The sequence below is a fragment of the Bacillus sp. BACIII genome (assembly GCF_057836745.1).
Genome location: NZ_CM174437.1, coordinates 3,730,890 through 3,743,121, shown reverse-complemented (window position 1 = coordinate 3,743,121; position 12,232 = coordinate 3,730,890). Strand labels below are relative to the sequence as shown.

Sequence of the window (12,232 nt, the reverse complement as noted above, 5' to 3'; positions counted from 1 at the left end):
TAAAGGCGGCGTTTTGGTAAAGTGATGGTAGACACAAGCGGCAGAAGGTGGAATAAGGATGAAGAAATATTTTAAATTTCAAAAACTGAATGGGATTTCTCCTTATATATGGACGATTTTTTTCATCTTGCCCTTTTATTTTATTTTCAAGAGCTCTTCTACCTTTGTAATGGTGTCCGGCGTCATTTTCACACTTGTTTTCTTTGGCGCGTATCGCTTTGCATTTGTTGCAAAAGGCTGGCCGGTTTACTTATGGGCGCTTCTTCTGATCGGCATATCGACCGGTTCAGTCTTGCTGTTCAGCTATATTTATTTCGCTTTTTTTATTGCCTACTTCATCGGCCATATCCGGGACAAAGTTCCATTTTACATCTTATATTACATTCATATCATCAGCGCGGCGATTGCCGTCAACTTCAGCCTTGTTCTGAAAAAAGACTGGTTTTTGACGCAAATCCCGTTTATCGTCATCACTCTGATCAGTGCCATCCTCCTCCCGCTCAGCATTCGAAGCAGAAAGGCACGAGAGCGCCTTGAGGAGAAATTAGAATATGCAAATGAACGAATCGCGGATCTTGTGAAGCTGGAAGAAAGGCAGCGCATTGCCCGGGACCTTCACGATACACTTGGACAAAAGCTCTCCTTAATCGGACTGAAAAGCGACCTTGCCCGAAAGCTGATTTACAAGGACCCTGAACAGGCCCGCACTGAACTGAAAAGCGTTCAAGAGACGGCCCGCTCCTCCTTAAATGAGGTCAGACAAATTGTCTCGTCGATGAAAGGCATCCGATTGAAGGATGAGCTCGGCAATGTTCGGCAAATTCTTGAAGCGGCAGGAATTGAATTTGTGTATGAAGAAAAAGAAGCGCCAAAACATATCTCTTTGCTGAACGAAAACATTGTCAGCATGTGCATTAAAGAAGCCGTCACCAATGTCGTGAAACACAGCGGCGCCAAAGTATGCCGCATCACCATTCAGCAGCTTTGGAAAGAGGCTGTCATTACGGTAGAAGACGACGGCAGCTTTCAATGCAGAGAAGACCGCTTTTTTTCAAAGGGGCACGGCCTGCTTGGAATGAGAGAACGGCTTGAATTCGCGAATGGCAGTTTAGCCATCGATACAGCTGCCGGAACAAAGCTGACCATGAGAATCCCGAATGATTCAAAATCAAAAGAAAAGGATGGTAGCAGATGATCAACATCTTCATTGCCGAGGATCAGCAAATGCTGCTTGGCGCACTCGGTTCGCTGTTGAATTTAGAAGAGGATATGACGGTTGTCGGCCAAGGCACAAGCGGCCAGGATGCGATCGACTTCGTGGAAAAAAATGCGCCTGACATCTGTCTGATGGATATTGAAATGCCCGGGGTATCAGGTCTTGAGGCGGCGGAAAAACTCAAGGACAGTGATGTGAAAATTATCATTTTGACGACCTTTGCCCGCTCCGGCTATTTTCAGCGGGCGCTAAAAGCGGGCGTCAGCGGTTACATGCTCAAGGACAGCCCGAGTGAGGAGCTCGTCAGCGCCATCCGCAGCGTTATGAAAGGAAGGCGCGTCTACGCCCCTGAATTAATGGAGGATATCTATGGTGAAGAAAACCCGCTGACTGAACGGGAAAAAGCGGTGCTCGAACTCGTCGCAGACGGAAAAAACACGAAAGAAATTGCAAATGCCCTCAGCATCAAAAGCGGTACAGTCCGCAATTACGTTTCGATGATTCTGGATAAATTAGAAGTGAAAAATCGAATTGAGGCCATTACCCGCTCAAAGGAAAAGGGCTGGTTTAAGTAACCAGCCCTCCTTGTTCAGCCAGTGTTTTTGCACTGGCTTGTTTCTTTTTCGCCGTCACTCTGTCTCTTCCTTCCACTTCTTATCAATCAGCATTTTCCCCGGCCATGTGTATGCCATGATGCCGCCGTCTGCCGTGATGTCTTCTCCTGTGACGTAAGAGCTGTCGTCTGAAGCGAGGAAGAGCGCGACAGCCGCCATTTCTTCCGGTTTTCCGAGCCGGCCGAGCGGCGTGATCCATTTGTTGGCTTCACGGAACGCCTCGCCCATTTCGTCTTCTTTCGTGCCTGCTAATTTATCAATGAGCGGCGTTTCAATCGTGCCCGGCGATAAGGAATTGACGCGGATTCCGCTTTGGGCGTAATCAATGGCCATCGCTCTCGTCAGGTTTGTAATTCCGCCTTTTGCGGCGTTATAGCCGGAGCGGTCAAGGTCTGCGGCCCGGCCTGACATGGAGGAGGTGTTAATGATGGAGCCTCCTTTTTCGAGCATAAGCGGAATGAGATATTTGCTGCACAGAAATGTGCCGCGCAAATCGACGGAGATGATCCGGTCAAACAGCTCGACCGGGTATTCATGGACTTTCCCGCCCTCTTGGTCAACACCGGCATTGTTAAAAAGAATATCAATTGTTCCGTACTTTTGCTGAATGCCGTCTGCAAAAGACTTTACGTTTTCTTCGTCTGATACATCAAGATGAAAGGCCTCTGCTTCTCCGCCGTTTTTTCTGATGGCGCTGATGGTTTCATTCAGTTCGCTTTCATTGATGTCACCGCAGATCACGCGGGCGCCTTCATCGGCGAAAACCCGTGCCGTCGCTTGTCCGATGCCTGTCGCGGCCCCTGTGATGATTGCGGTTTTGTCTGTTAATCTTCCCATAATGCGATTCCTCCTTTTTCTATATCTGTTCCCGCTGAATAGGGGGATAAACATATAGACCCCCATTTCTAAATACCTATTAAATATGTTAATATTATGTATATACATCATTGGGAGGCTTACATATTTTGAAGATACAGCATAAAAAGGAGATAGCGTTTTATTGTTATACCGTTGTTCCTCTATGATTTGGTATTTCCATCGTTATCTCTATTTTTTCTCATGACATCACATTTCCTCTTACTTTAAGAAATGTTCTGCATGAGTCTTTGCGAAACATGGGATCTCTTCTCTTATTTAGTTTGTTTTTCTACCCGTCATACATATGGATGAAGAAGGAATTCGGCCGCTGGAAAGAAGAAGAAAGGAGAGGATGATCAGCATTCTCTCTTTTTTATTGATAAAATGGGTGAAATGAATCCATTAACATGTTAAATTTACAATATATGCATCTGCTGATTCAGTTGACAATTGTCACCGCATATGATAAATAGATGCTGAAAAGATTTTACATACCATCAAAGCATAATTAAAGGAGAGATCTGAAGTGCGGAAAAAAAAGTTTAAAGCAGAATCCAAGCGTTTGCTGGATATGATGATTAACTCCATTTATACGCAGAAGGAAATTTTTCTCAGAGAGTTAATTTCCAATGCGAGTGATGCGATTGACAAAATCTATTACAAAGCGCTAACCGATGATTCTTTAACGTTTGATCAAGACAATTACTACATAAAAGTGACGGCGGACAAAGAGGCGAGAACGCTCACTGTCACAGATACCGGTATCGGGATGACAAAAGACGAGCTTGAACAGCATCTCGGAACGATTGCGAAAAGCGGTTCACTCGCTTTCAAGCAAGAAAATGACACGAAAGACGGCCATGACATTATCGGCCAGTTCGGCGTCGGTTTTTATGCGGCGTTTATGGTGGCTGATAAGGTCACGGTGAAAAGTAAAGCGCTCGGCAGTGACGAGGCGTATGTATGGGAGTCGGAAGGGGCTGCCGGCTACACGATCGAGCCGTGTGACAAGGAAACCGTCGGTACGGAAATCACCCTGAAAATAAAAGAAAACACAGAAGATGAAAGCTATGATGAGTTTTTAGAAAACTACCGCATCAAAGCGATCGTGAAAAAGTACTCAGACTTTATCCGCTACCCGATCAAAATGGAAGAGACGGTCAACAAGCCGAAAGAGGGCAGCGAGAACGAGTTTGAAGAGGTTCAGGAAGAACAGACGGTCAACAGCATGGTGCCGATCTGGAGAAAAAACAAAAGCGAGCTGACGGATGAGGATTACGAGGCTTTTTACGCTGAAAAGCATTACGGCCTCGATAAACCACTGACCCACGTGCACATCAGCGTCGATGGAGCGGTGCGCTACAATTCGATTTTGTTTATTCCGGAAAACATGCCGTTTGACTATTATACGAAGGAATTCGAAAAAGGATTGGAGCTGTATTCCAACGGCGTGCTGATCATGAATAAATGCGCCGACCTGCTTCCGGATCATTTCAGCTTTGTAAAAGGCATGGTGGATTCTGAAGATCTGTCGCTGAACATTTCCAGAGAAATGCTGCAGCATGACCGCCAGCTGAAGCTGATTGCGAAAAACATCAATAAAAAAATCAAAGCCGAGCTGAAGAGCCTGCTGAAGAACAAAAGGGAAAAATACGAATCTTTCTATGAATCTTTCGGCAGACAGCTGAAATTCGGCGTCTACAATGATTTCGGCGCGAATAAAGACGTATTAAAAGACCTGCTTCTTTTCTATTCTTCTAAGGAGAAAAAGCTCGTCACACTGGATGAATATGTGTCCAGAATGCCTGAGGATCAAAAATATATCTATTACGCGTCCGGCGATTCATATGAGCGGATTGAAAAGCTGCCGCAAACTGAAATGGTGGCGGACAAAGGCTACGAGATTCTATATTTCACGGAAGATATTGATGAATTCGCGATCAAAATGCTGACAAGCTATGAGGAAAAAGAGTTCAAATCCGTATCTAGCGCCGACTTAGGCATCGACAGTGACGAAGATGAAAAGCAGACTGAAGCCGAAGAAAACGAATATAAAGACCTGTTTGAAAGCATGAAAGACATTCTTGCGGATAAAGTCAAGAATGTCAGAGCATCAAAACGCTTGAAATCTCATCCGGTCTGCTTTGCGACAGACGGCGAAGTGACGATCGAAATGGAGAAAGTGTTAAACGCCATGCCTGACAGCCAGCAGGTCAAAGCGGAAAAAGTGCTGGAAATCAACCCGAATCACGAAGTGTTTGAGACGTTAAAGAACGCGCACGGACAAGATCGGGAAAAGCTTGCTTTATACACAAATCTTCTCTACAATCAGGCGCTGCTGATTGAAGGGCTGCCGATCCATGATCCGGTCGAATTTACGAATGATATTTGCAAAGTCATGGTATGACGCCAAAAAAGGAATCGCCCGTCGGGGGCGATTCCTTTTTTTATTACAGCGTGCGCTGTTTAAGAATTTGATTTTGTTTGCTGCGCTTCTTTAAGGAGAACCGTTTTTTCAAGTGCGTTTCAATTTCTTCTAAACTTCTGCCCTTCGTTTCAGGAACGATGTAAGCGGCGAAGAAGAAGGATGTGAGGCAGATGACTGAGAAAATTCCGAATACCCAGCCGATGCCCATGGCGCTCAGCATAAGCGGGAATACCAGTGAAACGACAAGGTTTGTTGCCGACAGAATCAATGTCGTAAATCCGGTTGCAGCTCCGCGTGCGTTTGACGGGAACAGTTCCGGCATCAGGACCCATACGACGGGACCCCATGTCGCCTGGTAAAAGACGATATAGATTCCGAGAAACAGCACGGTCAGCCAAGCCGTAGAAGCTGATAGGCCTGCCAGAAGGAGAATGGCTGATAATGACGCCAGGCTCAAGGTGATGCCGATGCTTCCCCACATCAGCAGTTTTTTCCGGCCGATCCGGTCAATTAAGATCATGGCGGTGATACACATGATGACGTTTAAGACACCGATTCCCATTGTGCCGAGAACGGACGCCGAGGTGCCGAGTCCGGCCTTTGTAAAGATGGTCGGCGCATAGTAAATCACCGTGTTGATACCGACCGCCTGCTGGAAGATGGCGAGGCCGATCCCGATCAGCAGCATAGGGCGGATCCATTTTGCTTTCAGCAAGCCGAGCGTAGATTCTTTTTTCTCAGCTTCACCTTGTTTCATTTCCGCCAATTCAACGGCGATATCCTCTTTGTCGTGCGTCATTTCCATGACTTGTCTGGCTTCCTGTTCACGGCCGCGTTTGACGAGCCATCTCGGCGATTCCGGCATAAACGCGATTCCGATTAATAACAGCGCCGCCGGTACTGCGGCGAGACCGACCATCCAGCGCCAAGCTTCAAATGGGGTGAATATGTAATTCACAATATATGCGAGTAAAATTCCGGTTACAATCATTAAGTTATTCAATGTGCCAAGCGTTCCGCGTATTTTTGTCGGAGCCATCTCAGAAAGATAAACGGGAACAAGCGCCGTTGAACCGCCGACGGCTAAACCGAGAATGACACGTGAGATGATCAGCATGGTGACGGTTTGCGAAGCTGCGCAGGCAAGCGCGCCGATAATGAAAATGAGTGAAAGGACGAAGACGACTTTTCTCCGGCCCCATCGGTCAGAGCATGTCCCGCTTAAAGCGGACCCGAAAATCGCACCGAGCAGCAGCATGCTGACGACCAATCCCTCAGTCAGCGTGTTTAAAGGAATATCATTGTTGATAAAAAGCAAAGCCCCTGAAATCACGCCGGTGTCATAACCGTAAAGCAGCCCGCCTAATGCTCCGAAAAAGTAAATCAGATATTTTTTGGTGTTTTTCTTCACAGATGATCCTCCTCATCTTTTTGGAACGCATAATAGTTTATTTAGATAACTATTTCATTCCCCTGTGAAAAAAATATAAACCTTTAAAAAAAACACGCCCTTTTAAAAGGCGTGTTTCTTTTTTCTTAGGAAAACAGCTTGTCGATAAACGCGATTTCTTCCGCAGAAAGCGTGATGGAGGCTGCTTTCATATTGTCTTTTAATTGATCCGCGCGTTTGGCGCCCGGAATCAGGATGTCGATTTCAGGTCTCGCCAAATACCAGGCAAGCACGATATGCGCCGTGTCGGCATTGTGCTTTTCGGCAATCGGTTTGAGCTGGTTGACTTTTTTGATGTTTTCTTTAAACTGCTCCCCTTGGAAATGCGCCTGATCATTGCGCAGATCGCCTTCAGGGAAGGTGGTGTTCTCGTCGTATTTGCCGGCTAACAGTCCGGATACAAGCGGGAAGTACGGGATGAATGAGATGCTGTGTTCTGTCGTATAAGGGAAGAAAGTCTTTTCCGCCTCACGGTTCAGCAGGTTGTATTCCCCTTGAATCACATCGACTAAGCCGTCTTTGTTGGCTTCTTTCAGTTGCTCCAGAGAGAAATTGGAGACGCCGATGGAACGGATTTTTCCTTCTTTTTTCATCTCATTCAATGCTTGGACGGCTTCGTCCTTCGGTGTGTGCTCATCCGGGAAATGGATGTAGAATAAATCAATGTAATCAGTCTGCAGACGTTTCAGGCTGTCTTCAACTGATTGTTTCAAAAAGGCCGGTGAGTTGTCGAAAACAAAGTCATCGCCTTCTTTTCTGTGCGCGGCTTTTGTGGCGATGAAGACATCCTCGCGGTTAAATTCTTTCAGCACCTCGCCGATTAATTCTTCAGAACGGCCCACCCCGTAAATATAGGCGGTATCTAACATGGTAACGCCGCTTTTAATCGCTTCCCGGACCAATTCTTTTCCCGTCTCTTCATTCAGATTCGGATAGAGATTGTGTCCGCCGACCGCATTTGTTCCCAAACCGATCGGAAATACTTGTAGGTCAGTTTTGCCGATTGTTACTTTGCTCATGTTTTCGCCCCCTGAAAAACTAGATTAGGATATCACAGCGCCTGCCGGAAAAATACGGCAGCGCATTCTCTATTAATTGTAACGCTATGCCAAGTGAATGTCGATTTGGTGCTCTTGACAATACTTTGTATATTCCTCATCAAGCTGCTGAGAAGTGACGATGCTGTGAAGCCGGTCGAAAGGCGCGTATGTCAGAAGCGTGGATTTGCCGAATTTGGAATGGTCTGCGAGCAGATACACTTCGTTCGCCTTTTCGGAAATTTTCTTTTTCACCTCGTATTCCAGCAAGTCGGAATTCGTCAGGCCGTGGGTGATCGTTGTCCCGGTAGCGGACATGAACGCCTTGTTAATATTGTATTTATTGAGGGTGCTCGGATCATCAATGCCGACAAATGACCTTGTCTTCCGCTTGTAGTTGCTGCCGATGATGATCAGGTCGACATTTTTCATGGATGAAGCGGCGTTAATAATATCAAGACTGTTCGTCAGCACCGTCACATTCTTATCCGGATCAAGCGTCTCCAGCATCGATTTGGTCGTCGTGCCGGAATCAATAAACACAAGATCGTGATCCTCAATAAACCGTGACGCATAGCGGGCGATTTTGATTTTTTCATCCTGATGTTGAATGGTGCGGTTCTCAAAAGGGACGAGCATGGATTTTTCTGCTGACGTCACGCCGCCGTACACCTTTTTGATCACCCCTTTTTCCGCAAGCTTATTAATATCGCGTCTGACCGTGTTTTTAGAGACGTTGAAAACCTCGCACAGCTCATCCAGCGAAGTAGCTCCGTGTTTGAGAATGTATTCTTCCATCTCCTGAATCCGCATCAGTTTCATAAAAAAACTCCTTCTAGAATTCTTAAAGTAATTAAAATATATAATAAACACCAAGAGTTAATCAATAGTTACTTAACAAATGATAAAAAAGATGGATCTCCCGTACGATTTGACACCGTTCTTCAAGTTCCTGTTTTCCCGATCCAAAAAGGTATGATAAAAATAGTGAAAAAATTTTGATTTTTTAGATTGACTTGAAGTGGTGTGGGGATTACAATGTAACCAAGAAATGACCAAAATGTAACCCGCAAGATCAAAAATGATAGATGTAACCGTTTGCTTGGTTCGGTACATGACCAACTTTTACATGGGAAGATGGGAGACACCATCATTTTAGCATTTGTAAGCGTTTAATTCATGTCTTTTGTATGTAAAAGATGAATATATTCATCCGTTATTACCAGCTGAACAGGATGTTTACTATTTAAGGAGGCAATGAGCATGGCAGAGATCAGAAAACTGAAAAACTACATCAATGGTGAATGGGTTGAAAGTAAGACAGATCAATATGAAGACGTTGTCAATCCGGCTACAAAAGAAGTGATGTGCCAGGTTCCGATTTCTACGCGGGAGGATGTGGAATACGCCGTCCGCTCAGCGTCAGAAGCGTTTAAAACATGGTCAAAGACGGCAGTGCCGCGCCGCGCGAGAATTCTATTTAACTATCAGCAGCTTCTTCAGCAAAACAAAGAAGAGCTTGCCCGCCTGATTACTTTGGAAAACGGTAAAAACACGACAGAAGCACTCGGTGAAGTGGGACGCGGAATTGAAAACGTCGAATTCGCAGCAGGCGCGCCGTCACTCATGATGGGCGATTCACTTGCCTCTATCGCCACAGATGTAGAAGCGGCGAACTACCGCTATCCGATCGGGGTGGTCGGCGGCTTCGCACCGTTCAACTTCCCGATGATGGTCCCGTGCTGGATGTTCCCGATGGCGATTTCGTTAGGAAACACGTTCATTTTGAAGCCGTCTGAGCGCACGCCGCTGTTAACGGAAAAACTGGCAGAGTTGTTTGAACAGGCCGGTCTGCCGAAGGGCGTCTTCAATGTCGTGCACGGCGCGCATGACGTCGTAAACGGCATTCTTGAGCATCCGGAGATTAAAGCCATCTCATTCGTCGGTTCAAAACCTGTCGGCGAGTATGTTTTCAAAAAAGGCAGCGAACATTTGAAACGCGTGCAGGCGTTAACGGGGGCGAAAAACCACACGATCGTATTAAATGACGCCCACCTTGAGGATACGGTCACAAACATTATCGGCGCGGCATTCGGTTCGGCAGGAGAACGCTGTATGGCATGCGCGGTTGTGACGGTTGAAGAGGGAATCGCCGATGAGTTTATGGCGAAATTACAGGAAAAGGCCGCGGACATCAAGCTCGGAAACGGACTGGATGACGGCGTGTTCTTAGGCCCGGTCATCCGCGAGGACAACAAGAAGCGTACGCACAGCTATATTGAAAAAGGCATCGAAGAGGGAGCGAGACTTCTTTGTGACGGCCGTGAAAATGTAACGGAAGACGGCTATTTCGTCGGACCGACGATTTTTGACAACGTGACGACGGATATGACGATCTGGAAAGATGAAATCTTTGCGCCCGTTCTGTCGGTCATGCGTGTGAAAAACTTAAAAGAAGCGGTTGACATCGCCAACCAGTCTGAATTTGCGAACGGCGCCTGCCTGTTCACTTCAAATGCGAACGCAATCCGCTACTTCCGTGAGAATATTGACGCGGGAATGCTCGGGATCAACCTTGGCGTCCCGGCGCCGATGGCATTCTTTCCATTCTCAGGCTGGAAGTCTTCTTTCTTCGGCACACTGCACGCAAACGGAAAAGACAGCGTCGACTTTTATACACGTAAAAAAGTCGTGACGGCACGATATCCGTCTCCTGATTTCAATTGACAGCCGGCCCGGACGGCTTTGTGATTCCGTCCGGGTTTTCTTTTACTATCAATTAAGGAGGAATACACATGAGTCATTTGCTGCGCAAACCGCAGGCTGATGAGATTTCTCAAGGCGTGAACATCATACATGACGTCACTTCAGCTAATTCAGTCCTCAAATACGTCGGATTTAAAGTCGTTGATCTCGCTCCCGGCTCAACATATACAGAAGATTTGAAAAAGACGGAGTGCTGCATCGTGGCGGTCACGGGAAAAATCACCGTCACGGATCATGATCAGACATTTGAAAGCATCGGCACCCGTGAAAGCGTATTTGAAAGAAAGCCGACGGACAGTGTTTATGTGTCCAATGACCGCTCCTTTGACATCAAAGCCGTCAGCGGGGCGAGGGTCGCGCTGTGCTACTCTCCGTCCGAACACCAGCTTCCGACAAAGCTGATTAAAGCGGAAGACAACAGTGTAGAACATCGCGGCAAGCTGGCAAACAAACGAACCGTTCATAACATTCTCCCCGATTCAGATCCATCGGCAAACAGCCTTCTCGTTGTTGAAGTTTACACGGACAGCGGCAACTGGTCGAGCTATCCGCCGCATAAACATGACCAAGACAATCTGCCGGCTGAGTCCTTTTTAGAAGAAACCTATTACCACGAAACAGACCCGCCGCAGGGGTTTGTCTTCCAGCGTGTGTACACGGACGACCGCTCGATTGACGAGACGATGACTGCAGAAAATGAAAACGTTGTCATTGTGCCGGCGGGCTATCACCCGGTTGGTGTTCCGGACGGGTATACCTCTTACTACCTGAATGTAATGGCAGGACCGACACGAAAATGGAAGTTTCATAATGATCCGGCCCATGAATGGATTCTGGAACGCTGACAAGTGAGGAGTGGCAGATAACGATGAAGTATACGTTTAATGAAGAAAAAGAGTTTGATATTGTCGCGATCGGACGCGCGTGTATTGATTTGAACGCGGCGGAATACAATCGGCCGATGGAAGAAACGATGACGTTTTCTAAATATGTCGGCGGTTCCCCGGCAAATATTGCAATCGGCAGCGCCAAGCTCGGATTAAAAGCCGGTTTTATCGGCAAAATCCCGGACGACCAGCACGGCAGATTCATCGTTTCCTATATGCAGGGAAAGGGCGTTGATACGTCACAAATGGCCGTTGACAAAGAAGGGCGCAAAGCCGGACTCGCTTTTACGGAAATTCTCAGTCCCGAAGAGTGCAGCATTCTGATGTACAGAGATAACGTGGCGGATCTGTATCTTGAGCCGTCCGAAGTCAAGGAAGGCTACATCGCAAACGCGAAAATGCTGCTCGTATCAGGCACGGCGCTTGCGAAAAGCCCGTCGCGCGAAGCCGTCCTAAAAGCGGTGCATATCGCAAAAAAACATGACGTAAAAGTCGTTTTTGAGCTCGACTACCGTCCGTATACATGGCAATCGGCAGAAGAAACCGCTGTGTATTACACGCTGGCGGCGGAACAATCCGATATCGTCATCGGAACGCGTGACGAATTTGACGTGATGGAAAACCGCAGCGGCGGAGACAACGATGAAACCGTCCGCCGTTTGTTTGCGCATTCCGCCGATCTTGTCGTTATTAAGCACGGCGTTGACGGGTCATACGCATACAGCAGATCGGGAGAAGTTTTCCGGGCGCGCGCCTATAAAACAAAGGTGCTCAAGACGTTTGGAGCGGGTGATTCCTATGCGTCTGCCTTCATCTACGGACTTGTCAGCGGCCGGGATATTGAAACGGCCTTAAAATACGGGAGCGCTTCCGCTTCCATCGTCGTCAGCAAACACAGCTCGTCAGAAGCCATGCCGGCTGCCGGTGAAATCCTCGAACTGATTGAAGCGCAGCACAGCCTGAATGGTAAATAGAA

Annotated in this window: 10 protein-coding genes; 6 read left to right on the top strand and 4 right to left on the bottom strand. The window is 47.1% G+C overall.

The features are described from left to right. Positions 1-58: 58 nt before the first annotated feature. On the top strand, positions 59-1,195 hold the full coding sequence (locus ACXN9U_RS18445) for a sensor histidine kinase (protein ID WP_060963870.1): 1,137 nt from the start codon (positions 59-61) through the stop codon (positions 1,193-1,195). Then, positions 1,192-1,791: a response regulator transcription factor gene (locus ACXN9U_RS18440; RefSeq protein ID WP_060963871.1), complete on the top strand. Its 600-nt coding sequence runs from the start codon at positions 1,192-1,194 to the stop codon at positions 1,789-1,791. The genes ACXN9U_RS18445 and ACXN9U_RS18440 overlap by 4 nt, the downstream gene beginning before the upstream one ends. Before the next feature lie 54 nt (positions 1,792-1,845). Here ACXN9U_RS18440 and ACXN9U_RS18435 read toward each other — a convergent pair whose 3' ends face one another. Next, positions 1,846-2,667 (bottom strand): SDR family oxidoreductase, encoded by an 822-nt coding sequence (locus tag ACXN9U_RS18435; protein WP_489202011.1) that lies wholly within the window; start codon positions 2,665-2,667, stop codon positions 1,846-1,848. Positions 2,668-3,214: 547 nt separating this feature from the next. On the opposite strand from ACXN9U_RS18435, the gene htpG reads away from it, so the two are divergent. Beyond that, positions 3,215-5,095, top strand: coding sequence for a molecular chaperone HtpG (gene htpG, locus ACXN9U_RS18430; protein WP_060963874.1), 1,881 nt, complete (start codon positions 3,215-3,217; stop codon positions 5,093-5,095). Between the two features lie 43 nt (positions 5,096-5,138). On the opposite strand, the gene ACXN9U_RS18425 is transcribed toward htpG, so the two are convergent. The 3 genes from ACXN9U_RS18425 to ACXN9U_RS18415 form a co-directional block, all read right to left on the bottom strand. Then, entirely contained in the window at positions 5,139-6,527 is a 1,389-nt protein-coding gene (locus tag ACXN9U_RS18425; RefSeq protein WP_060963875.1) for a sugar porter family MFS transporter, read from the bottom strand. A 125-nt stretch (positions 6,528-6,652) separates the two neighbouring features. Further along, positions 6,653-7,585 (bottom strand): aldo/keto reductase, encoded by a 933-nt coding sequence (locus tag ACXN9U_RS18420; protein WP_060963876.1) that lies wholly within the window; start codon positions 7,583-7,585, stop codon positions 6,653-6,655. An 84-nt stretch (positions 7,586-7,669) separates the two neighbouring features. After that, the gene (locus ACXN9U_RS18415; RefSeq protein WP_016937417.1) at positions 7,670-8,425 is read right to left on the bottom strand and encodes a DeoR/GlpR family DNA-binding transcription regulator; all 756 of its coding nucleotides are present in this window, start codon (positions 8,423-8,425) and stop codon (positions 7,670-7,672) included. Positions 8,426-8,866: 441 nt separating this feature from the next. Between ACXN9U_RS18415 and iolA the strand changes: the two genes are divergently transcribed. The 3 genes from iolA (at position 8,867) to iolC (ending at position 12,230) form a co-directional block, all read left to right on the top strand. Then, on the top strand, positions 8,867-10,330 hold the full coding sequence (gene iolA / locus ACXN9U_RS18410; protein ID WP_489202010.1) for a methylmalonate-semialdehyde dehydrogenase: 1,464 nt from the start codon (positions 8,867-8,869) through the stop codon (positions 10,328-10,330). 68 nt (positions 10,331-10,398) lie between these two features. Further along, positions 10,399-11,214 (top strand): 5-deoxy-glucuronate isomerase, encoded by an 816-nt coding sequence (gene iolB, locus ACXN9U_RS18405; RefSeq protein WP_489202009.1) that lies wholly within the window; start codon positions 10,399-10,401, stop codon positions 11,212-11,214. A gap of 23 nt (positions 11,215-11,237) precedes the next feature. Then, positions 11,238-12,230 carry a 5-dehydro-2-deoxygluconokinase gene (gene iolC / locus ACXN9U_RS18400; protein WP_489202008.1) on the top strand — a complete coding sequence of 331 codons (993 nt, stop codon included), beginning with the start codon at positions 11,238-11,240 and terminating at the stop codon, positions 12,228-12,230. Positions 12,231-12,232: the final 2 nt, after the last annotated feature.

Bases quoted from the DNA above. Each gene is read 5' to 3' on its own strand.
- ACXN9U_RS18415 (WP_016937417.1), bottom strand. From the start codon at position 8,425: ATGAAACTGATGCGGATTCAGGAGATGGAAGAATACATTCTCAAACAC.
- iolC (WP_489202008.1), top strand. From the start codon at position 11,238: ATGAAGTATACGTTTAATGAAGAAAAAGAGTTTGATATTGTCGCGATC.
- iolB (WP_489202009.1), top strand. From the start codon at position 10,399: ATGAGTCATTTGCTGCGCAAACCGCAGGCTGATGAGATTTCTCAAGGC.
- ACXN9U_RS18435 (WP_489202011.1), bottom strand. From the start codon at position 2,667: ATGGGAAGATTAACAGACAAAACCGCAATCATCACAGGGGCCGCGACA.
- ACXN9U_RS18440 (WP_060963871.1), top strand. From the start codon at position 1,192: ATGATCAACATCTTCATTGCCGAGGATCAGCAAATGCTGCTTGGCGCA.
- ACXN9U_RS18420 (WP_060963876.1), bottom strand. From the start codon at position 7,585: ATGAGCAAAGTAACAATCGGCAAAACTGACCTACAAGTATTTCCGATC.
- ACXN9U_RS18445 (WP_060963870.1), top strand. From the start codon at position 59: ATGAAGAAATATTTTAAATTTCAAAAACTGAATGGGATTTCTCCTTAT.
- iolA (WP_489202010.1), top strand. From the start codon at position 8,867: ATGGCAGAGATCAGAAAACTGAAAAACTACATCAATGGTGAATGGGTT.